Source organism: Streptomyces griseoruber (assembly GCF_001514205.1).
GTDB classification, from domain to species: Bacteria; Actinomycetota; Actinomycetes; order Streptomycetales; family Streptomycetaceae; genus Streptomyces; species Streptomyces griseoruber.
Map to the genome: position 1 here is coordinate 346,435 of NZ_KQ948764.1, position 19,671 is coordinate 366,105.

Annotated in this window: 24 protein-coding genes; 3 read left to right on the forward strand and 21 right to left on the reverse strand. The window is 72.1% G+C overall.

Features of this window, described 5'->3' with window-relative positions:
* Positions 1-46: 46 nt before the first annotated feature.
* From lgt to hisI, 11 genes are all read right to left on the reverse strand, one after another.
* Positions 47-1,081 (reverse strand): prolipoprotein diacylglyceryl transferase, encoded by a 1,035-nt coding sequence (gene lgt, locus AQJ64_RS05920; protein WP_079061489.1) that lies wholly within the window; start codon positions 1,079-1,081, stop codon positions 47-49.
* Between the two features lie 82 nt (positions 1,082-1,163).
* Positions 1,164-1,940 carry a thioredoxin domain-containing protein gene (locus tag AQJ64_RS05925; protein ID WP_055632919.1) on the reverse strand — a complete coding sequence of 259 codons (777 nt, stop codon included), beginning with the start codon at positions 1,938-1,940 and terminating at the stop codon, positions 1,164-1,166.
* Between the two features lie 88 nt (positions 1,941-2,028).
* Positions 2,029-2,847 (reverse strand): tryptophan synthase subunit alpha, encoded by an 819-nt coding sequence (gene trpA, locus AQJ64_RS05930; RefSeq protein WP_055632920.1) that lies wholly within the window; start codon positions 2,845-2,847, stop codon positions 2,029-2,031.
* Positions 2,844-4,127 carry a tryptophan synthase subunit beta gene (gene trpB, locus AQJ64_RS05935; protein WP_055632921.1) on the reverse strand — a complete coding sequence of 428 codons (1,284 nt, stop codon included), beginning with the start codon at positions 4,125-4,127 and terminating at the stop codon, positions 2,844-2,846. Before trpB ends, trpA begins: the two co-directional genes overlap by 4 nt.
* Before the next feature lie 70 nt (positions 4,128-4,197).
* Positions 4,198-4,404, reverse strand: coding sequence for a tryptophan biosynthesis modulator TrpM (trpM, locus tag AQJ64_RS52210; RefSeq protein WP_079061490.1), 207 nt, complete (start codon positions 4,402-4,404; stop codon positions 4,198-4,200).
* Between the two features lie 21 nt (positions 4,405-4,425).
* Positions 4,426-5,235 carry an indole-3-glycerol phosphate synthase TrpC gene (trpC, locus tag AQJ64_RS05940; protein WP_055632922.1) on the reverse strand — a complete coding sequence of 270 codons (810 nt, stop codon included), beginning with the start codon at positions 5,233-5,235 and terminating at the stop codon, positions 4,426-4,428.
* A gap of 122 nt (positions 5,236-5,357) precedes the next feature.
* Positions 5,358-5,792 carry a DUF2752 domain-containing protein gene (locus AQJ64_RS05945; protein WP_055632923.1) on the reverse strand — a complete coding sequence of 145 codons (435 nt, stop codon included), beginning with the start codon at positions 5,790-5,792 and terminating at the stop codon, positions 5,358-5,360.
* Positions 5,793-5,873: 81 nt separating this feature from the next.
* Positions 5,874-6,128 carry an HGxxPAAW family protein gene (locus AQJ64_RS05950; RefSeq protein WP_055632924.1) on the reverse strand — a complete coding sequence of 85 codons (255 nt, stop codon included), beginning with the start codon at positions 6,126-6,128 and terminating at the stop codon, positions 5,874-5,876.
* Between the two features lie 178 nt (positions 6,129-6,306).
* Positions 6,307-6,957 (reverse strand): TIGR02234 family membrane protein, encoded by a 651-nt coding sequence (locus tag AQJ64_RS05955; protein WP_055632925.1) that lies wholly within the window; start codon positions 6,955-6,957, stop codon positions 6,307-6,309.
* Positions 6,958-7,024: 67 nt separating this feature from the next.
* Positions 7,025-8,503: an anthranilate synthase component I gene (locus AQJ64_RS05960; RefSeq protein WP_055632926.1), complete on the reverse strand. Its 1,479-nt coding sequence runs from the start codon at positions 8,501-8,503 to the stop codon at positions 7,025-7,027.
* Between the two features lie 11 nt (positions 8,504-8,514).
* Positions 8,515-8,910, reverse strand: a complete 396-nt coding sequence (gene hisI / locus AQJ64_RS05965; RefSeq protein WP_055632943.1) for a phosphoribosyl-AMP cyclohydrolase — start codon at positions 8,908-8,910, stop codon at positions 8,515-8,517.
* Between the two features lie 83 nt (positions 8,911-8,993).
* Here hisI and AQJ64_RS05970 point away from each other — a divergent pair, with 83 nt between their 5' ends.
* Entirely contained in the window at positions 8,994-9,629 is a 636-nt protein-coding gene (locus tag AQJ64_RS05970) for a TIGR03085 family metal-binding protein (protein ID WP_055632927.1), read from the forward strand.
* 51 nt (positions 9,630-9,680) lie between these two features.
* Positions 9,681-10,079: a glyoxalase/bleomycin resistance/extradiol dioxygenase family protein gene (locus tag AQJ64_RS05975; protein WP_055632928.1), complete on the forward strand. Its 399-nt coding sequence runs from the start codon at positions 9,681-9,683 to the stop codon at positions 10,077-10,079.
* 21 nt (positions 10,080-10,100) lie between these two features.
* Here the strand turns inward: AQJ64_RS05975 and AQJ64_RS05980 are convergent, their stop codons facing one another.
* The 10 genes from AQJ64_RS05980 to hisD form a co-directional block, all read right to left on the reverse strand.
* Positions 10,101-11,393: an MFS transporter gene (locus AQJ64_RS05980; protein WP_055632929.1), complete on the reverse strand. Its 1,293-nt coding sequence runs from the start codon at positions 11,391-11,393 to the stop codon at positions 10,101-10,103.
* Between the two features lie 14 nt (positions 11,394-11,407).
* Positions 11,408-11,998, reverse strand: a complete 591-nt coding sequence (locus AQJ64_RS05985; protein ID WP_055632930.1) for an ArsR/SmtB family transcription factor — start codon at positions 11,996-11,998, stop codon at positions 11,408-11,410.
* Between the two features lie 119 nt (positions 11,999-12,117).
* Positions 12,118-12,873 (reverse strand): imidazole glycerol phosphate synthase subunit HisF, encoded by a 756-nt coding sequence (gene hisF / locus AQJ64_RS05990; RefSeq protein WP_055632931.1) that lies wholly within the window; start codon positions 12,871-12,873, stop codon positions 12,118-12,120.
* Entirely contained in the window at positions 12,870-13,274 is a 405-nt protein-coding gene (locus tag AQJ64_RS05995) for a RidA family protein (protein WP_055632932.1), read from the reverse strand. Before AQJ64_RS05995 ends, hisF begins: the two co-directional genes overlap by 4 nt.
* Positions 13,271-13,996, reverse strand: a complete 726-nt coding sequence (gene priA / locus AQJ64_RS06000) for a bifunctional 1-(5-phosphoribosyl)-5-((5-phosphoribosylamino)methylideneamino)imidazole-4-carboxamide isomerase/phosphoribosylanthranilate isomerase PriA (protein WP_055632933.1) — start codon at positions 13,994-13,996, stop codon at positions 13,271-13,273. Before priA ends, AQJ64_RS05995 begins: the two co-directional genes overlap by 4 nt.
* Positions 13,993-14,637, reverse strand: coding sequence for an imidazole glycerol phosphate synthase subunit HisH (gene hisH, locus AQJ64_RS06005; protein ID WP_397800113.1), 645 nt, complete (start codon positions 14,635-14,637; stop codon positions 13,993-13,995). Before hisH ends, priA begins: the two co-directional genes overlap by 4 nt.
* Positions 14,634-14,798: a hypothetical protein gene (locus AQJ64_RS49560; RefSeq protein ID WP_055632935.1), complete on the reverse strand. Its 165-nt coding sequence runs from the start codon at positions 14,796-14,798 to the stop codon at positions 14,634-14,636. The genes hisH and AQJ64_RS49560 overlap by 4 nt, the downstream gene beginning before the upstream one ends.
* Positions 14,799-14,802: 4 nt before the next feature.
* The gene (hisB, locus tag AQJ64_RS06015; RefSeq protein ID WP_055632936.1) at positions 14,803-15,396 is read right to left on the reverse strand and encodes an imidazoleglycerol-phosphate dehydratase HisB; all 594 of its coding nucleotides are present in this window, start codon (positions 15,394-15,396) and stop codon (positions 14,803-14,805) included.
* Positions 15,393-16,502 (reverse strand): histidinol-phosphate transaminase, encoded by a 1,110-nt coding sequence (locus AQJ64_RS06020; protein WP_055632937.1) that lies wholly within the window; start codon positions 16,500-16,502, stop codon positions 15,393-15,395. The genes hisB and AQJ64_RS06020 overlap by 4 nt, the downstream gene beginning before the upstream one ends.
* Positions 16,499-17,824: a histidinol dehydrogenase gene (hisD, locus tag AQJ64_RS06025; RefSeq protein WP_055632938.1), complete on the reverse strand. Its 1,326-nt coding sequence runs from the start codon at positions 17,822-17,824 to the stop codon at positions 16,499-16,501. Before hisD ends, AQJ64_RS06020 begins: the two co-directional genes overlap by 4 nt.
* 156 nt (positions 17,825-17,980) lie before the next feature.
* Between hisD and AQJ64_RS06030 the strand changes: the two genes are divergently transcribed.
* Positions 17,981-19,558, forward strand: a complete 1,578-nt coding sequence (locus AQJ64_RS06030; RefSeq protein ID WP_055632944.1) for a hypothetical protein — start codon at positions 17,981-17,983, stop codon at positions 19,556-19,558.
* Positions 19,559-19,671: the final 113 nt, after the last annotated feature.

Here is a 19,671-nt window from a genome sequence, read left to right on the forward strand (position 1 = left end):
GAAAACCCGGGCGCCCTCGTCGTCGTAGAACCGGTGGAACCGGCCGTCAGCTCTTCTTCCCCGCCGACTCGGCCTCGGCCCCGTCCTTGCCCTTGGCCTCGTCCTCGTCCTCGTCCTCGACGGCGTCCTCGGACCTGGCGGCTTCCGAGGTCTCCTCGTCAGCCGCGGTCTCGTCCTTCGCCCCGGTCTTCGTCTCGGTCTTCGTCTCGGCCTTCGTCTCGGCCTTGGACTCGCCCTCCGGCTCACCCTCGCCGTCGGAGACGTCCGCACCGGGTTCCACGACCTCTTCCCGCCCCGGCCGCTTCTTCGCCGACACCACGATGTACGTCACCGCGAGCAGGAAGACGATCAGCGCGGTCCAGTCGTTCAGCCGCAGACCGAGGATGTGGTGGGCGTCGTCGACGCGCATGTACTCGATCCAAGCCCGGCCCACGCAGTACGCGGCGACGTACAGCGCGAACGCCCGGCCGTGCCCCAGCGTGAAGCGGCGGTCCGCCCAGATGACGAGGAGGGCGACGCCGATGCACCACAGCGACTCGTACAGGAACGTCGGGTGGTAGTAGCCCGGCACCCGGCCGTCCGCGGAGGAGGTGATGTGCAGGGCCCAGGGCAGATCGGTCGGCTTGCCGTACAGCTCCTGGTTGAACCAGTTGCCCCAGCGGCCGATGGCCTGTGCGAGGGCGATGCCGGGGGCGATGGCGTCGGCGTAGGCGGGCAGCGGGATGCCCCGGCGGCGGCAGCCGATCCAGGCGCCGACCGCGCCGAGGGAGATCGCGCCCCAGATACCGAGGCCGCCCTCCCAGACCTTGAAGGCGTCCACCCAGTCACGGCCCTCGGTGAAGTAGAGCTCGTAGTCCGTGATCACGTGGTAGAGCCGGCCGCCGACCAGTCCGAAGGGCACCGCCCAGACCGCGATGTCGGCCACCGTGCCGACCCGTCCGCCCCGGGCGAGCCAGCGCTTGTTGCCGAGCCAGACCGCGACGAAGACGCCGATGATGATGCAGAACGCGTAGCCGCGCAGCGGAATGGGGCCGAGGTACAGCACCCCGCGCGACGGGCTGGGAATGTAGGCAAGTTCCATGGCAGGTCCGACGCTACCCTGCCGCACCGGGCCCACGACGGGCAGCCCGGCTACGGCTCCATAACGGGCCGGTGGGAAACGCTCACCCCTGGTTGGCCTCCTCCACCATCTGCTTGAACTTCGCCGGTGTCATCGTCTGGTCCTGGTAGATGTTCTTGCCGTTGAACAGCACGGTCGGCGTGCCGCCGAAGCCGCCGCTCTGGAAGGCCTGGTTGGACTTCACGACCCAGCTGGTGTGCGTGCCCTTCTCGACACAGGCGCGGAACGCCGGCGTGTCGAGGCCGTCGACCTTGCCCGCCAGCTCGATCAGCTTGCTGTTCTCGCTGAAGGAGTCGTCCGTCTCCTCCGGCTGGTTCTGGTACAGCACGTCGTGGTACGCGGTGAACTTCCCGGCGTCCTGGGCGCAGGCCGCCGCGTTGGCCGCGTTGCGGGAGCCGCTGCCGCCCATGTTGCCGTCGATGAGGGTGGCCAGGTGGTACTCGACGCGCAGCTTCCCGGCGTCCGTCAGCTCGTGGATCGTCGGTCTGTACGCCGTCTCGAAGGCCTTGCAGGCCGGGCAGCGGAAGTCCTCCCACACGGTGAGCGTCGCCCTGGCGTCGTCCTTGCCGGCCGGGATCGCCAGGGCGTCCTTGCCCTGGGCCCCCGAGGGCGCCACGACGGGGCCGGACTTGGCACTGTCCTCGTCCTTGCCGGAGTTCGCCGCGACGACGCCGATCACCGCGGCCAGGCCCAGCACACAGACGACGCTCGCGCCGACGATCAGTGTGCGCCGGCGCCGCTCGGCGGCCTTCTGCTTCTCGCGCTCCACCGCCAGCCGCTCCCGGGCGGTGCGCTTTCCCTCACGATTCTTCTCGCTCACACCCCCAGAACGAACCGGGGAGGCGCATTGCGCCTCCCCGGTCCCAGGTCCACCCGTACGGGTGAAGCACACGAAATGTCCCGCTCTGTTACGCCTGTCCGCGCACGCCCTTCGCCAGCTCACCGGCGAGCGCGCGGACGGCCTCGACACCGGCCGCGTCGTCCGGGGCGTCCAGCATCCGCTTGACGAAGGCCGAGCCGACGATCACGCCGTCGGCGAAGCCGGCGACCTCGGCGGCCTGCTGGGCGTCGGAGACGCCGAGGCCGACGCAGACCGGCAGGCCGGAGCCGGTGGCCCGGGTGCGTTCGACCAGGTCCTGGGCCTGCGTGCCGACCGACTCACGGGTGCCGGTGACACCCATCAGCGAGGCGGCGTAGACGAAGCCGCTGCCCGCCGCGGTGATCTGCGCGAGCCGCTCGTCCTTGCTGCTGGGCGCCACGACGAAGACCGTCGCGAGGCCGTGCTTCTCGGCGTGCTCCCTCCACAGCCGCGCCTCCTGCACGGGCAGGTCGGGCAGGATGCAGCCCGCGCCGCCCGCCTCGGCCAGCTCGGCGGTGAACCGCTCGACGCCGTAGCGGTCGATGGGGTTCCAGTACGTCATGACGAGCACCGGCTTCCCGGTGGCCTCGTGGGCCTCCTTCACCGTGCGCATGACGTCCGCGATCCTGACGCCGCCGCGCAGGGCGATGTCGTCGGCGGTCTGGATGACCGGGCCGTCGAGGACGGGGTCGCTGTGCGGCAGACCGACCTCGACGACGTCCGCGCCGCCGTCGAAGACGGCCTTGATCGCCTCGATGCCGCCGTCCACGGTCGGGAACCCGGCCGGGAGGTAGGCGATGAGCGCGGAGCGGCCCTCGGCCTTGGCGGCGGCGAGGGTGTCCGACAGCAGTTGGATGTTCCCGCTCACTGGGCGTCCCCCTCGATCTCGGCGACGTCGGCGGCGTTGGCCGCGACCTCGGCGTCGGTGTCGTACAGCCCGAAGTAGCGGGCGGCCGTGTCCATGTCCTTGTCGCCGCGGCCGGACAGGTTGACGACGATCAGACCGTCCTTGCCCAGCTCCTTGCCGACCTCCAGCGCGCCGGCGAGGGCGTGCGCGGACTCGATGGCCGGGATGATGCCCTCGGTGCGCGACAGCAGGCGCAGGGCCTGCATGGCGGCGTCGTCGGTGACCGCCCGGTACTCGCCGCGGCCGCTGTCCTTGAGGTAGGAGTGCTCCGGGCCGATGCCCGGGTAGTCCAGGCCCGCCGAGATGGAGTACGGCTCGGTGATCTGGCCCTCGTCGTCCTGGAGGACGTAGGAGCGCGAACCGTGCAGGATGCCGGGCTCGCCGGCGGTCAGCGTCGCGGCGTGCTCGCCCGTCTCCACGCCGTGACCGGCCGGCTCGCAGCCGATGAGGCGGACGGAGGCGTCCGGGATGAAGGCGTGGAAGAGGCCGATGGCGTTGGAGCCGCCGCCGACGCAGGCGACCGCCGCGTCGGGGAGGCGTCCGGCGCGCTCCAGGATCTGGCGGCGGGCCTCGACGCCGATGACCCGGTGGAAGTCGCGGACCATCGCCGGGAAGGGGTGGGGACCCGCGACCGTGCCGAAGAGGTAGTGGGTGCGGTCGACGTTGGCCACCCAGTCGCGGAACGCCTCGTTGATGGCGTCCTTCAGGGTGCGGCTGCCGGACTTCACCGCGACGACCTCGGCGCCGAGCATGCGCATGCGGGCGACGTTGAGGGCCTGGCGCCGGGTGTCGATCTCGCCCATGTAGATCGTGCACTCGAGGCCGAACAGGGCGCAGGCGGTGGCCGTGGCCACGCCGTGCTGGCCCGCGCCGGTCTCGGCGATGACCCTCGTCTTGCCCATGCGCTTGGTGAGCAGGGCCTGGCCGAGGACGTTGTTGATCTTGTGGGAGCCGGTGTGGTTGAGGTCTTCCCGCTTCAGGAAGATCCTTGCTCCGCCGGCGTGTTCGGCGAACCTCGGCACCTCGGTCAGGGAACTGGGGCGGCCGGTGTAGTGGACCAGCAGGTCGTCGAGTTCGCGGGCGAACTCCGGGTCGTGCTTGGCCTTGTCGTACTCGACGGCCACCTCGTCGACGGCGGCGACGAGGGCCTCCGGGATGAACTTGCCGCCGAACGCGCCGAAGTAGCCTTCGGCGGTGGGGACTTGACCCTCGGGGTCGGGAATGAAGAAGTCGCTGGGCATGCGTGTACCTCACGGTGGGTGCGTGTGAAAAGACACTGTTCGCCGTGGGGGCGGAGCCTGTCGTACGACCTCAGGCCGTGTGTGGCTGGTCGCGCAGTTCCCCGCGCCCCTGAAGGGCGCGCTGCCATCGACGTCCGTTGACCTGTCCCGGCTCGTCTCCGATGACGTACCGCACCCGGCGCCCGTGGACACGCCTCGCCGGGGCTCGGCAGCCCCTCGGGCGGCAGCCGCGCGCGAGGCGGGCGTACCGGTCCACGGTCGTCACGGTGAGAGTCATCGCGGCAAGCCTAGCGGGTGATCAGCCCCGGCCGTGGCGCAGTGCGGGGTGCTCGCCCGCCGCCACCAGGTCCGCCACCGCCGTCTTCGGGTCGCGGCCCGTCACCAGGGACTCGCCGACCAGGACCGCGTCGGCGCCCGCGTTGGCGTACGCGATGAGGTCGTGGGGGCCGCGGACGCCGGACTCGGCGACCTTGACGATGTGGTCGGGGATCTCGGGGGCGACCCGCTCGAAGGTGCCGCGGTCGACCTCGAGGGTCTTCAGGTTGCGCGCGTTGACGCCGATGATCCTGGCGCCCGCGTCGACCGCGCGCTCGACCTCCTCCTCGTCGTGCACCTCGACGAGCGGGGTGAGACCGATGGAGACGGCGCGCTCGATCAGCGACTCCAGGGCCGGCTGGTCGAGGGCGGCCACGATCAGCAGCGCGAGGTCGGCGCCGTGCGCGCGGGCCTCCCAGAGCTGGTACGAGGTGACGATGAAGTCCTTGCGCAGGACCGGGATGTCCACCCGCGCGCGGACGGCGTCCAGGTCGGCCAGCGAACCGCCGAAGCGGCGCTGTTCGGTGAGGACGGAGATGACGGCGGCGCCGCCCGCCTCGTAGTCGGCGGCGAGGCCGGCCGGGTCGGCGATGGCGGCCAGCGCGCCCTTGGACGGGCTGGAGCGCTTGACCTCGCAGATCACCTTGACGCCGTCGCCCTTGAGCGCGGCGACCCCGTCCTTGGCGGCGGGCGCCTTGGCCGCGCGCTCCTTGAGCTCGTCGAGGCTGACGCGCGCCTGCCGCTCCGCGAGGTCGGCACGGACTCCGTCGATGATCTCGTCGAGCACACTCACGCGAGCGGCCCCCTTTCGGGCAACCAGTGGAAAACGATGGTCACTGCGATGGTATCCGCAGGAGGGGGGAGGCCTCACATCCGGTGGAGCGCGGTCCCACTACCTGGACGTTCGGCAGTTGATCAAGGGTGCAGCCAGCCACCGAACGGCAGGTTCCGGACAACCGTGAAGACCAGCACCAACGCGCCCAGCGACCACAGGGTGACCGGGCCGAGGTCGATCCGCGGGGGCTGTCCGCGGGCCGCGCGGACCACCCAGACGGTCCACAGGACGGCGAAGAGCAGGTAGCCGGCCACCGCGAGCGCGTTGGCGTGCAGGGCGGTGAGGACGTCCCCGTGGACGAGGGCGTGCGCGCTGCGCAGACCGCCGCAGCCGGGGCAGTACAGGCCCATGACGCGCAGCAGGGGGCAGACGGGGTAGTGGCCGGGTTCGTTGGGGTCGACGGCACCGACGTAGGCGAAGGCCCCGGCGACGGCGGCGAGGATCCCGGCGGGTACGCCCAGGCGTCCCACGGCCGTGGTCGTCACCCGCTGGCTGTCGGCGTTCACGTCTCGCATTGTGCCCCGGGCGGGACGCACCCGCGCGTGAGGGGCGGCCGGTGCGGTCACCGGCCGCCCCTCACGGGGAGTCGTGCGGGCTCAGCCCTCGGCGGCGGGCTCGGCCTTCACCGTCGCCGTGGCCTTGTGCACCGGGTGGACGTCCTTCGGCTGGCCCAGGCCCGCGGCGCGCATGGCGGCGCCGACGACCCCGCCGAGGGCCACGATCACCATGCCGGCCCAGAAGCCCACGGGCTGGGCCATCACCATGAACGCGCCCGCGACGCAGAAACCGATGAAGGCGATGGTGACACCGGTCCAGGCGGCCGGGGTGTGTCCGTGGCTGCTGCCCGCCATGACTTGCTCCTCATTGCTGTCTATGTGTCGCTGTCTGTGTGTCCGTCCGAGCCGGAGGCTCGTGGTCCATTGTCCCGTACGCGCACGCGTGGCGGACGCGGGGGTGGCTTCCGTTCGCGTCTGATGCGCCACATCGGGAAGCCGCACGGGAAGCCGCACGGGAGGTGCGCGCGGGTGGTCAGGCCGGGTCGGTACCCGTGGGGTCCTCGCCGCGGTCCAGGGCCTTCCAGATCTCCTCGGGCCGTTCGGGGTCGACGGGCTTGGCCGCACGCCGCTGCCGGGGGGCGCCGGAGCGTTCGTAGCGGCCGGACATGGCGGGCCACTGGCGGCCGTAGCGCAGGGCCAGCAGGCCGGCCAGGAGGATCAGGACACCGCCGACGACCGCGACGTAGGGCCAGGCGGTGTGGGTGAAGGAGGCGACGGAGGCGGAGGTGTCGCCGGAGGCCCGCGCGGCCTGTTCGTCGAGCGCGGAGTCGTCGGAGGCGCCGGTCAGGGCGGCGACGACGATGCCGACGCCGGAGAGCGCGAGGAGGGCGGAGACCGCGAGGCGGCCGGCCTTGCGGACGGCGAAGACGGCGACGAGGGCGGCGAGGCCCACTATGGCGAGCGCCGCGGGCACGCCCGTGACGTCGCTGCCCCTGGCGGTGAGGGCGAAGGGGCCGCCGGCCACCGTCGCCGTGCCCTCGGACCAGCGCTGCCGGGTGGAGAGCAGGGCCACGGCCGCGCCCAGCGCACCGGACAGCAGGGCGAGGCCGAGGCTCAGCCGGCCGGCCCGGGCGGAGGCGGCGGATACGGAACGGGGGTGCGGTACAGCAGTCACGGAGTCCACTATCGCCTGAACCCCGGGCGAACCGTCACCCGGGGCTCAGTGATTCGCGCCCCACCGCGCGCGCGTATTACTTCACGAGCCGGTTCGCGGTGTGCACCGCGCGCAGCACCGCGGCCGCCTTGTTGCGGCACTCCTGGTCCTCGGCGACGGGGTCGGAGTCGGCGACGATGCCCGCGCCGGCCTGGACGTAGGCGGTGCCGTCGCGCAGCAGGGCGGTGCGGATGGCGATGGCGGTGTCGGAGTCGCCCGCGAAGTCCAGGTAGCCCACGCAGCCGCCGTACAGGCCGCGCCGGGACGGCTCCAGCTCGTCGATGATCTGCATGGCGCGGGGTTTGGGGGCGCCGGAGAGGGTGCCGGCGGGGAAGCAGGCGGTGAGGACGTCGAAGGCGGTGCGGCCCGGGGCGACCTTGCCGGTGACGGTCGAGACGATGTGCATGACGTGCGAGTACCGCTCGATGGACATGAAGTCGACGACCTCGACCGAGCCGGGCTCGCAGACCCGCCCCAGGTCGTTGCGGCCCAGGTCGACGAGCATGAGGTGCTCGGCGCGCTCCTTGGGGTCGGCGAGGAGTTCGTCGGCGAGGGCCTGGTCCTCCTGCGGGGTGGCGCCGCGGTGCCGGGTGCCGGCGATGGGGTGGACCATGGCCTGCCCGTCCTCGACCTTGACCAGGGCCTCCGGGGAGGAGCCGACCACGTCGAACCCGTCGAAGCGGAACAGGTACATGTACGGCGAGGGGTTGGTGGCCCGCAGGACCCGGTAGACGTCCAGCGCGCTCGCCGTGCACGGCGTCTCGAAGCGCTGCGAGGGGACCACCTGGAAGGCCTCGCCCGCGCGGATGCGCTCCTTGATGTCCTCGACGGCCACCTGGAAGTCGGGGCCGCCCCACCCCGCGGTGTACTCCGGCAGCTCGGAGGGCGGCAGCACGGCCGGGGGCTGGGCCACCGCGCGCGTGAGGTCGGCCTCCATGGTGTCGAGGCGGGCCACCGCGTCCGCGTAGGCCTCGTCGACGCCGGTGTCGAGGTCGTTGTGGTTGATCGCGTTGGCGATCAGCAGGACCGAGCCCTCCCAGTGGTCCATGACGGCGAGGTCGCTGGTGAGGAGCATGGTCAGCTCGGGCAGCCGCAGGTCGTCCCGCTCGCCGGGGCCGATCTTCTCCAGGCGGCGCACGATGTCGTAGCCGAGGTAGCCGACCATGCCGCCGGTGAAGGGCGGCAGGCCCTCCTGGTGGGGTGTGTGCAGCGTCTCGATGGTGGCGCGCAGGGCGGCGAGCGGGTCGCCGTCGACGGGGACGCCGACGGGCGGGACCCCGAGCCAGTGGGCCTGTCCGTCACGGGCCGTCAGGGTCGCCGCCGACCGGACGCCGACGAAGGAGTACCGGGACCACGAGCGGCCGTTCTCCGCGGACTCCAGGAGGAAGGTGCCGGGGCGCTCGGCGGCGAGTTTGCGGTAGAGCGCGACCGGGGTGTCGCCGTCGGCGAGGAGCTTGCGGGTGACCGGGATGACCCTTCGGTCGGTGGCCAGCTTGCGGAACGTCTCGAGGTCCATGGCGGCTGACCTTACTGATCCGCGGCGGAAGTGCCGGAATCGACGCCGTCCGCGAGGAGCACGTCGGCGTCGAAGCAGGTGCGCGCGCCGGTGTGGCAGGCGGCGCCGACCTGGTCGACCTTGACCAGCAGGGTGTCGGCGTCGCAGTCGAGGGCGACGGACCTGACCCACTGGAAGTGGCCGGAGGTGTCGCCCTTGACCCAGTACTCCCGGCGGCTGCGCGACCAGTAGGTGCAGCGGCCGGTGGTGAGGGTGCGGTGCAGCGCCTCGTCGTCCATCCAGCCGAGCATGAGCACCTCACCGGTGTCGTACTGCTGGGCGATGGCGGGGACGAGCCCGTCGGCGCTGCGCTTGAGGCGCTCGGCGATCTCGGGGTCCAGGGTGCTGGGCGGGGGCGTGCTGGTCATGGGTGCCATTGTGCCGCGCGCCACGGACAGTGACGGGGCCGTGTCCACTGTGCGGACCCTGTACGCGGTCGTAGGCTGACCGCATGTCGACTTTCGCCAAGCGTGAACGGCTCCTTCTCGCCGACCTCTTGGAGACCGCCGGTCCGGGCGCCCCGACCCTCTGCGAGGGCTGGGAGACGCAGGACCTGGCCGCGCACGTGGTGGTGCGCGAGCGTCGTCCGGACGCGGCCGGGGGCATCCTGATCAAGCAGCTGGCACCGCGGCTGGACAAGGTGATGGCGGAGTTCGCGGCCAAGCCGTACGAGGAGCTGATCCAGCTGATCCGTACCGGCCCGCCGCGGTTCTCACCCTTCCAGCTGAAACAGATCGACGAGGCGTCCAACACGATCGAGTTCTACGTCCACACCGAGGACGTACGGCGGGCCCAGACCGACTGGACGGCCCGGGAGCTCGACCCGGTCTTCCAGGACGCCCTGTGGTCCCGGCTGGAGCGTACGGCCCGGCTGATGGGGCGCGGCTCCCCGACCGGTCTGGTGCTGCGCCGCGCGGACGGCCGTACGGTGGTCGCACAGCGCGGCGCACCGGTGGTGACGGTCACCGGAGAGCCGTCGGAGCTGCTGTTGTTCCTGTACGGCCGGCAGAACGCCGCGAAGGTGGAGCTGGACGGCGACGAGGACGCCGTCGAGAAGCTGCACAGCGGCAAGCAGCTGGGCATCTGAGCGGGCTGATTCCGAGCGGGCTGATTCCGAGCGGGCTGAAAGGGCACCCCCGTGATCAAGGTAGCCATGACCAGCGTGTACGTCGACGATGTCGCGAAGGCCCACGCGTTCTACACGGACGTCCTGGGTTTCGAGACCCGGACGCACATGGACCTGGGCGGCGGCACGCTGTTCGTCACCGTCGGGGCGGCCGAGGGCGCCCAGCAGGACCTTCAGCTCCTGCTGGAGCCCGGGCAGGGGCCCATCGCGGAGCCGTACCGCACGGCCGTGAAGGGGGCGGGGCTGCCGTGCATCGTCTTCTCCGTGGACGACGTCCAGCAGGAGTACGACCGGCTGCGCGCCCTGGGTGTCGCGTTCACGCAGGCCCCGACCGAGCAGGGGCCGGTGATCACGGCCGTGCTGGACGACACGGTGGGCAATCTGGTGCAGCTGGCGCAGCCCAAGGGCTGATCGGCGGGGCACGAGGGCCCCTCAGCGGGGCAGCTCGGCGCGGCGCAGCGGCCGCACGGCGAGCGCGAGGGCGCCGCTGAGGGTGCACAGGGCCGCGCAGGCGGCGAAGACCGGGCCGGTCCCCCACGCGCCGATGCTCCAGCCGACCAGCGGGAAGGTGAGCGGGGCGACGCCGAAGCCGACCAGGGTGGAGACGGCGGTGACCCGGCCGAGGTAGGCGGCACCCGCGCGTGCCTGGACCAGCGCCCCGGACAGGGCGCCGCCGAGCCCGGCCAGCAGTCCGATGCACAGGGCGACGGCGGCGGCTCCCGCGACGGAGGGCACGCGCGCGAGGGCGGCGATCGCGGCGGCACCGGCGATCGTGCCGAGCGCCAGTACGCGTCCCGCGCGCGGGACCCGGCCGCGCCAGGCGAGCAGCAGGGAGGCGGCTCCGGCGCCGACACCGAACCCGGCGAGGACCAGTCCCATGCCGGACGAGCCCCAGCCGCGCTCCTCGGCGAGCAGGGTCAGCCCGAGGTTCATGGGGCCGACGAAGCCGAGGTCGCCGAGGGCGATGGACACCACCAGCGGCAGCAGGACGCGGTCGTGGCGGATGTGACGCAGTCCGTCGCGCAGCTCGGCCAGGACTCCGTGGCGGGCGTTCCTCAGGTCGCCGGAAGGCGTGCGCCCGGACGGCGTGCCGTCGGAGCGCACGTCGTCGGGAGGCAGCTCGCGGACCCGGACGCCGAACAGCAGGGGCAGCGACACGCCGATCAGCAGCGCGGCCAGGCCGAACGCGCCGACGGTGCCGCCGAGGGCCACGCCGAGGCCGCCCAGGGGCCCGCCGACGACGGTGGCGAGCCGGGTGGCCAGTCCGCGCAGCCCCTGGACCCGGGTGAGCTGTCCGCGGTCGGCGATCCGGGCGGGCAGGGCTCCGGCGGCCGGCAGGAACACGGCGTCGACGATCCCGAACAGCAGCGCGACCGCGCCGAGCGCCCACAGCCCCGGGCTGGTCAGGAGCAGCAGCGCGGCCGCCGCGAGGACGAGCGCGCAGCGCACCCCGGTGCCGCCGAGGACGACCCGGCGGGGTCCGTAGCGGTCGACGACCACTCCCCCGCCGAGCATGAGCAGGGCGCGCGGCACGGCGCTGACGGCGGTCACGAGCCCGGCCTGGGCGGGCGTGCCGGACTGGACGGCGGCCCAGGACAGGGCGAGGTAGTAGACGCTGTCGCCGACGGCGGAGGAGGTGTAGCCGCCGAGCCAGCGCAGGATGTCGGGGTCCCGGTGCGCCGCGCGCTCCCGGTCGGGGGCCGTGCGGACGAGGGCCGTGCTCATGGCGGGGCTCCTTCTCAGATCCGGAACGGGAACGCGTACGTGTGCACCGCGACGCTCTCGCGGCCCTCGCGGTCGCCCGCCTCGTCGGCGGCCCGGCCCCGCTCCTCGTAGCGGTGGAGCAGGGCGAGGACCTCGCGGTTGAGTTCGGTGAGTTCGGCCGCGGTGAGGCGCATGTGGGACTCGGAGGACTCGGCGGCGGAGTTCCACGCCTCGCCCCAGTGGGTGCGCTCGTCGAGGAAGCGGCGGTACAGGTCGGCGCGCTGCTCGAAGAAGAGGCGGCTGGCGGCGGTGTGCGCGGCGGCCTTCTCGGGGGCGTCGCGGAAGTCCTCGTCGCGGATGCTCACCCCGTCGGAGGAGGGCTGCCACCAGCGTTCGCGGCCGTCGGCGCTCTGCGGCTCGGCCTCCTCGATGAGCCCGTGCTCGGCGAGTTTGCGCAGGTGGTAGCTGACGAGGGAGACGGCCTCGTCGACCTGCTCGGCGAGCTGGGAGGCGGTGGCCACACGGGCGACGGTCAGCGCTCGGTAGAGCTGCATCCGCAGGGGGTGGGCGAGCGCCTTGAGGGTGCCGAGGTCGGTGATGCGGCGGTTTCTCTCCTTGCCTGTCATGTCCCGCACGCTAGACAGGAAAGAAAAGTTGCGCAATATAAGTTGCGCAATATTTCTTTCCCATCTGCTCGGGAAAAACCCCGGCCGTACAGCCGGGGTTCCTCGAGCCGAGCGCGGCGTCACCGCACCGGGTGGCCCGCCTCCTTCAGCGCCTGCTTCACTTCCCCGATCCGCAGGTCGCCGAAGTGGAACACCGACGCGGCCAGTACCGCGTCCGCGCCCGACTCGACGGCCGGCGCGAAGTCGCCGAGCTTTCCGGCGCCGCCGGAGGCGATGACCGGGACCGTGACGTGCCTGCGGACGGCGGCGATCATCTCCAGGTCGTAGCCGTCCTTGGTGCCGTCCGCGTCCATCGAGTTCAGCAGGATCTCGCCGGCGCCCAGCTCGGCCGCCCGGTGCGCCCACTCGATCGCGTCGATGCCGGTGCCCTTGCGGCCGCCGTGGGTGGTCACCTCGAAGGTCCCCGAGGGGGTGCGGCGCGCGTCCACGGACAGCACCAGCACCTGGCTGCCGAACCGCTCGGCGATCTCCTTGATGAGCTCCGGACGGGCGATGGCCGCCGTGTTGACGCCCACCTTGTCGGCGCCCGCCCGCAGCAGCTTGTCGACGTCCTCGGGGGTGCGCACCCCGCCGCCGACGGTCAGCGGGATGAACACCTGTTCGGCGGTGCGGCGCACCACGTCGTAGGTGGTCTCGCGGTTGCCGGACGAGGCGGTGATGTCCAGGAAGGTCAGCTCGTCGGCGCCCTCGGCGTCGTACACCTTGGCCATCTCGACGGGGTCGCCCGCGTCGCGCAGGTTCTGGAAGTTGACGCCCTTGACGACCCGGCCGTTGTCCACGTCCAGGCAGGGGATGACTCGGACCGCCAGGGTCATGAGTTCACGGCTCCTCTGAATGCCTCTAGTTCCACTTCGACCAGGATGCGCGGGTCGACGAAACCCTCCACGACCAGCAGGGTGGAGACCGGGCGCACGGAGTCGAAGATCTCCTTGTGGGCCCGGGCCGCCTCGTCGACGTCCCGCGAATGCGTCAGGTACATCCTGGTACGGATCACGGACTCCACGCCGAGCCCGAACTCGCCGATCGCCTCGACCGCGCCGGTGAAGGCCACCTTGGCCTGCTCATAGGGGTCGCCCTCCCCGTAGAGCACGCTGCCCTTGAAGGACGTGGTGCCCGCCACCAGCACACGGTCTCCCGCCGCGACGGCGCGTGCGAACCCGAAACTCTCCTCCCAGGGACTTCCGCTCTGCACCCGCCGTACGGCTTCCGACGTCATGGCGACACAGCCTCCAAGGCCTCTTCCAGGGTGAACGCCTTCGCGTAGAGCGCCTTCCCGACGATGGAGCCCTCGACACCGAGGGGTACCAGCTCGGCGATGGCGCGCAGGTCGTCGAGGGACGACACGCCGCCCGATGCCACGACCGGCCGGTCGGTGGCCGCGCAGACGTTCCTCAGCAGCTCCAGGTTGGGGCCCTGGAGGGTGCCGTCCTTGGCGATGTCGGTCACGACGTACCGGGCGCAGCCCTCCGTGTCGAGCCGCGCCAGCGTCTCGTAGAGGTCGCCGCCGTCCCGGGTCCAGCCGCGGCCCTTGAGGGTCGTACCGCGCACGTCCAGGCCGACCGCGATCCTGTCGCCGTGCTCGGCGATGACCTTGGCGACCCACTCGGGGGTCTCCAGGGCGGCGGTGCCGAGGTTGACGCGGGTGCAGCCGGTGGCCAGCGCGGCGGCGAGCGAGGCGTCGTCCCGAATGCCGCCGGACAGCTCCACCTTGATGTCCATCGCCCGGGTGACCTCGCGGACCAGCTCCCGATTGTCGCCGGTGCCGAAGGCGGCGTCCAGGTCGACCAGGTGCAGCCACTCGGCGCCCGCCCGCTGCCAGGCGAGGGCCGCCTCCAGCGGGGAGCCGTACGAGGTCTCCGTGCCGGACTCGCCGTGGACGAGACGGACGGCCTGGCCGTCGCGGACGTCGACGGCGGGGAGGAGTTCGAGCTTGCTCACAGGGTTCCGATCCAGTTGGTGAGGAGCTGGGCTCCGGCGTCGCCGGACTTCTCGGGGTGGAACTGCGTGGCCCACAGGGCGCCGTTCTCCACGGCGGCCACGAACGGCTTGCCGTGCGTCGACCAGGTCACCCTCGGTGCGCGCATGGCCTGGTTGTGGGTCTCCAGCGACCAGTCGTGGACCGCGTAGGAGTGCACGAAGTAGAACCGGGCGTCCGCGTCGAGACCGGCGAACAGCTCGGAGCCGGCGGGCGCGTCCACGGTGTTCCAGCCCATGTGGGGCACGATCTCGGCCTGGAGCGGCTCGACCGAGCCGGGCCACTCGTCGAGGCCCTCGGTCTCGACGCCGTGCTCGATGCCCCGGGCGAACAGGATCTGCATGCCGACGCAGATGCCCATCACGGGGCGGCCGCCGGACAGCCGTCGGTCGATGATCCAGTCGCCGCGCGCCTCGCGCAGACCGGCCATGCAGGCGGCGAAGGCGCCGACGCCGGGCACCAGCAGCCCGTCGGCGTTCATGGCCCGGTCGAAGTCACGGGTGATCTCGACCTCGGCCCCGGTGCGCGCGAGGGCGCGCTCGGCGGAGCGGACGTTGCCGAAGCCGTAGTCGAAGACGACGACCTTCTTGCTCACCGCGCTCAATTCCACACCTCCAGCCGCAGCACACCGGCGACCAGACACATCCCGGCGCCGATCGACAGCAGCACGATCAGGCTCCTCGGCATGTCCTGCTTGACGAAGGAGTAGATGCCGCCGGCCAGGAACAGGCCGACGACGATCAGAAGGGTCGACAGACCGGTCATGGCTTTACAGCGCACCCTTCGTGGAGGGGAGGATGCCGGCCGCGCGCGGGTCGCGCTCGGAGGCATACCGCAGAGCCCGGGCCAGCGCCTTGAACTGGCACTCCACGATGTGGTGGGCGTTGCGCCCGTAGGGCACGTGCACGTGCAGCGCGATCTGGGCCTGGGCGACGAAGGACTCCAGGATGTGCCGGGTCATCGTGGTGTCGTACTCGCCGATCATCGGCGCCATCTTCTCGGGCTCGGTGTGCACGAGGTACGGGCGGCCGGACAGGTCCACCGTCACCTGGGCGAGGGACTCGTCCAGCGGGACCGTGCAGTTGCCGAAGCGGTAGATGCCCACCTTGTCGCCCAGGGCCTGCTTGAAGGCGGCGCCGAGGGCGAGGGCGGTGTCCTCGATGGTGTGGTGCGAGTCGATGTGCAGGTCGCCGTCGGTCTTCACGGTCAGGTCGAACAGACCGTGCCGGCCGAGCTGGTCGAGCATGTGGTCGTAGAAGCCGACGCCGGTCGACACGTCGACCTTGCCGGTGCCGTCGAGGTTGATCTCGACGAGGACCGAGGTCTCCTTCGTCGTGCGCTCTACACGTCCTACGCGGCTCATGCGCTCTGCTCCTTCTTGACTTCACGGACCGCGTCGAGGAACGCGTCGTTCTCTTCGGGGGTTCCGGCGGTGACCCGCAGCCAGCCCGGTACGCCGTTGTCGCGGACCAGGACGCCCCGGTCGAGGATCTTCCGCCAGACCTCGTGGGCGTCGGCGAACCGGCCGAACTGCACGAAGTTGGCGTCGGACGCCGTGACCTCGTAGCCGAGGGCGAGCAGCTCGCTCACCAGCCGGTCCCGCTCCGACTTGAGCTGCTCGACGTACTTCAGCAGCGTGTCGGTGTGCTCCAGGGCGGCCAGCGCGGTCGCCTGGGTGACGGCCGACAGGTGGTACGGCAGCCGCACCAGCTGGACGGCGTCCACCACCGCCGGGTGCGCGGCGAGGTAGCCGAGGCGCAGCCCGGCCGCGCCGAAGGCCTTGGACATCGTCCGCGAGACGACGAGATTCGGCCGACCTTCGAGCAGCGGCAGCAGCGAGTCGCCGTGGCTGAACTCGATGTACGCCTCGTCGACCACCACCATCGACGGCTTGGCCGCCTGCGCCGCCTCGTACAGCGCGAGGACGGTCCCGGCCGGGACGGCGGTGCCGGTGGGGTTGTTGGGCGTGGTGATGAAGACGACGTCCGGGCGGTGCTCGGCGAGGGCCTTCTCGGCCGCCGCGAGGTCGATGGTGAAGTCCTCGCCCCGGGGCCCGGAGATCCAGCCGGTGCCGGTGCCGCGCGCGATGAGCGCGTGCATCGAGTACGACGGCTCGAAGCCGATCGCCGTACGGCCCGGTCCGCCGAAGGTCTGCAGCAGCTGCTGGAGGACCTCGTTGGAGCCGTTGGCGGCCCACACGTTGGCCAGGCCGACCTCGTACCCGGAGGTGTCCGTCAGGTACTTCGCGAGCTGGGTGCGCAGCTCGACGGCGTCCCGGTCGGGGTAGCGGTTGAGGTCGCGGGCCGCCTCGCGGACCCGCTCCGCGATCCGCTCGACGAGCGGCTCGGGCAGCGGGTAGGGGTTCTCGTTGGTGTTCAGCCGTACGGGGACGTCCAGCTGGGGCGCGCCGTAGGGGGACTTGCCGCGCAGCTCGTCCCGTACGGGGAGATCGTCGATTCCGAGGTTCACTTGCTCGCCGGTACCTTCCACCCGAACCTTGCCTTGATCGCCGCGCCGTGCGCGGGCAGGTCCTCCGCCTCGGCCAGCGTGACCACGTGGTGCGCGACCTCGGCCAGCGCGTCCTTGGTGTAGTCGACGATGTGGATGCCGCGCAGGAAGGACTGGACCGACAGACCCGAGGAGTGGCAGGCGCAGCCGCCGGTGGGGAGCACGTGGTTGGACCCGGCGGCGTAGTCGCCGAGGGAGACCGGCGCCCAGGGTCCGATGAAGATCGCGCCGGCGTTCTTCACCCGGTCGGCCACGGCCGCCGCGTCCGCCGTCTGGATCTCCAGGTGCTCGGCGCCGTACGCGTCGACCACCCGCAGGCCCTCGTCGACGCCGTCGACGAGCACGATCGCGGACTGCCGGCCCTTGAGGGCCGGGACGATCCGGTCGTCGACGTGCTTGGTGGCCGCGATCTGCGGCTCCAGCTCCTTCTCGACCGCGTCCGCCAGCTCGACGGAGTCGGTGACCAGGACGGCGGCGGCCAGCGGGTCGTGCTCGGCCTGGCTGATCAGGTCGGACGCCACGTGCACCGGGTCGGCCGTCGCGTCGGCCAGGACCGCGATCTCGGTCGGGCCGGCCTCGGCGTCGATGCCGATCCTGCCGGTGAAGTAGCGCTTGGCGGCGGCGACCCAGATGTTGCCGGGCCCGGTGACCATGTTGGCGGGGGCGCAGGACTCGGTGCCGTACGCGAACATCGCGACGGCGGTCGCGCCACCGGCCGCGTACACCTCGTCCACGCCGAGCAGGGCGCAGGCGGCGAGGATCGTCGGGTGCGGCAGGCCGCCGAAGTCGGCCTGGGCCGGCGAGGCGAGCGCGACGGACTCGACGCCGGCCTCCTGTGCGGGCACGACGTTCATGACCACGGAGGACGGGTAGACCGACCGGCCGCCGGGCGCGTACAGCCCGACGCGCTCCACGGGCACCCACTTCTCGGTCACGGACCCGCCCGGCGCGACCTGGGTCGTGCGAGTCGTGCGGCGCTGCTCGCGGTGGACGAGCCGGGCCCGGCGGATGGACTCCTCCAGGGCCGCGCGCACGGCCGGGTCGAGCTGTGCCAGCGCGTCGGTGAGGGCCTCGGCGGGGACCCGTACGGATTCCAGCCGTACCCCGTCGAACCTCTCGGCGAAGTCGATCAGCGCCGCGTCGCCCCGATGATGCACGGCCTCGCAGATCGGACGCACCTTCTCCAGGGCGGCCTGAACGTCGAAGTCGGCTCGGGGCAGCAGGTCACGCAGGGCGGGGCCCTCGGGAAGGGCGTCGCCGCGCAGATCGATTCGAGAGATCACAGCCCAATTCTCTCAGACCGGGATCCGGCACCGTCCGCGCGTATCAGTGGCTGATACGGAGCGTGGCCGGAACCCGGAAGATCACCTTCACGTCTTGCTTCCGGGGAGTCACGCAAGGGCATCAAGGGCTGTGAGCGACCAAGGGGGTGACAGATGGTGACCGAAGGGGACGGAGCGGCCGCGGGTGACATCCCGGACGATCTGACCGCCGCCGAGGCCGGGATGTGGCAGGCCTTCCGCAACGGCAGCGTGTACGACCTGAGCAGCGGGGACACGGTCGTGGACGATCCGCACGGCGGGCATCCGTGGGGTGAGGAGCGGACTGTGCGGGCCCGGATCGTCGCCTGGCTGCTGCTGGCCGGCCCGCCCGCGCTGGCGGGCCGGGTGTCCAGCCTCAAGCTGGCCGGCGTCCGGATCAGCGGCAGCCTCGATCTGGCGGGCGGCACGGTGGTGCCGTACGTCGAACTGCGGCGCTGCCGGTTCGAGCGGGACGTGCTGCTGCCGGAGGCGCGGTTCACGACCCTGCGGATGGTGGACTGCGCGGTGCCGCGGCTGGAGGCGGCCCGGCTGCACACCGAGGGCGATCTGCATCTGCCCCGCTGCCGCTTCCACAACGGCGTACGGCTCACCGACGCGCACATCGGCACGGATCTGCTGCTCAACCAGGCGATCGTGTACCGCGACCGCACCGGCCGCTCGATCGCCGCCGACGGCATGACGGTCGGCCAGGACCTCCAGGCGGAGCTGCTGGAGTCGCACGGCGAGCTGAGCCTGCGCAGCGCCAAGATCGGCGTGTCGCTGAGCCTGCGGGGCGCCCGGCTGGTCAATCCGTACACCCGGCTCGCGCTGAACGCGCCGCAGCTGACGGTGGAGCGCTCGCTGTACCTGACGCCGGCGGGCGTCGGCCGGCAGGCGCTGAGCGGGACGACGCCCGCGCGCGGGACACGGATCCAGCGGTTCGAGTGCCGGGGCGGGGTCCGGCTGGACGACGGGCGGTTCGGAGACGCGGTCGACCTGGAGCGGGCCCGGTTCACCTTCACGGACGACCAGGAGCTGTCACTGGTCCGGGTCCAGACGCCCGAGCTGCGGTTCCTCGGGGAGCGGCCGCGGCGCGGCAAGGTGGTGCTGTCCGGCGCCCGGGTGATCAACCTGGTGGACCGGGCGAGCGCGTGGCCGGGTCCCGGCAGTCTGCACATGGGCGGCTTCGCCTACGAGAACCTGGTGCCGCAGGGCCCGTTCCCGCTGGCCGCGCGGCTGGAGTGGATCGCCGCGGCGACCGCCGAGTACGCGCCGGAGCCGTACGAACGGCTGGCGACGGTGCTGCGGGCGGGCGGCGAGGACGAGGACGCCCGTGAGGTGCTGCTCGCCAAGCAGCGCCGGCGCCGCGAGACCCTGCCGCCGGCCGCGAAGCTCGTGGGCTACGCGCAGGACTGGACGGTCGCCTACGGGTACCGGCCGGGCCGGGCGGCGGTGTGGATGGCGGTGCTGTGGGCGGCGAGCACCCTGGCCTTCGCGAACGCCCCGCATCCCCCGGTGAACCCGGGCGGGCACCCGCCCTGGAACCCGGCCCTGTTCACCCTGGACCTGCTGCTGCCGGTGATCGACCTGGGCCAGGTCGGCCAGTGGCGGCTCACCGGCGGCTGGCAGTGGCTGTCGACGGCGCTGATCCTGCTGGGCTGGGTGCTGGCGACGACGGTGGCGGCGGGGGCCACGAGGCTGCTGCGGCGGGGGTGACGCGCCCGGCCCCCGCGGGCTGAAACCCGGTCGGCCGAATCTCCACACAACCCCCTTGTCCGTGCACGAACAATCCCTGAACAGGGCTCACCTTTTACCGTTCCTTGACCTTC

What these genes read in the sequence shown, in the direction of transcription:
- lgt (WP_079061489.1), bottom strand. Translation starts at nt 1,081, where the DNA reads ATGGAACTTGCCTACATTCCCAGCCCGTCGCGCGGGGTGCTGTACCTC.
- trpB (WP_055632921.1), bottom strand. Translation starts at nt 4,127, where the DNA reads ATGCCCAGCGACTTCTTCATTCCCGACCCCGAGGGTCAAGTCCCCACC.
- trpM (WP_079061490.1), bottom strand. Translation starts at nt 4,404, where the DNA reads ATGACTCTCACCGTGACGACCGTGGACCGGTACGCCCGCCTCGCGCGC.
- AQJ64_RS05945 (WP_055632923.1), bottom strand. Translation starts at nt 5,792, where the DNA reads ATGCGAGACGTGAACGCCGACAGCCAGCGGGTGACGACCACGGCCGTG.
- AQJ64_RS05950 (WP_055632924.1), bottom strand. Translation starts at nt 6,128, where the DNA reads ATGGCGGGCAGCAGCCACGGACACACCCCGGCCGCCTGGACCGGTGTC.
- AQJ64_RS05960 (WP_055632926.1), bottom strand. Translation starts at nt 8,503, where the DNA reads ATGGACCTCGAGACGTTCCGCAAGCTGGCCACCGACCGAAGGGTCATC.
- hisI (WP_055632943.1), bottom strand. Translation starts at nt 8,910, where the DNA reads ATGACCAGCACGCCCCCGCCCAGCACCCTGGACCCCGAGATCGCCGAG.
- AQJ64_RS05970 (WP_055632927.1), top strand. Translation starts at nt 8,994, where the DNA reads ATGTCGACTTTCGCCAAGCGTGAACGGCTCCTTCTCGCCGACCTCTTG.
- AQJ64_RS05980 (WP_055632929.1), bottom strand. Translation starts at nt 11,393, where the DNA reads ATGAGCACGGCCCTCGTCCGCACGGCCCCCGACCGGGAGCGCGCGGCG.
- AQJ64_RS05985 (WP_055632930.1), bottom strand. Translation starts at nt 11,998, where the DNA reads ATGACAGGCAAGGAGAGAAACCGCCGCATCACCGACCTCGGCACCCTC.
- hisF (WP_055632931.1), bottom strand. Translation starts at nt 12,873, where the DNA reads ATGACCCTGGCGGTCCGAGTCATCCCCTGCCTGGACGTGGACAACGGC.
- AQJ64_RS05995 (WP_055632932.1), bottom strand. Translation starts at nt 13,274, where the DNA reads ATGACGTCGGAAGCCGTACGGCGGGTGCAGAGCGGAAGTCCCTGGGAG.
- AQJ64_RS49560 (WP_055632935.1), bottom strand. Translation starts at nt 14,798, where the DNA reads ATGACCGGTCTGTCGACCCTTCTGATCGTCGTCGGCCTGTTCCTGGCC.
- hisB (WP_055632936.1), bottom strand. Translation starts at nt 15,396, where the DNA reads ATGAGCCGCGTAGGACGTGTAGAGCGCACGACGAAGGAGACCTCGGTC.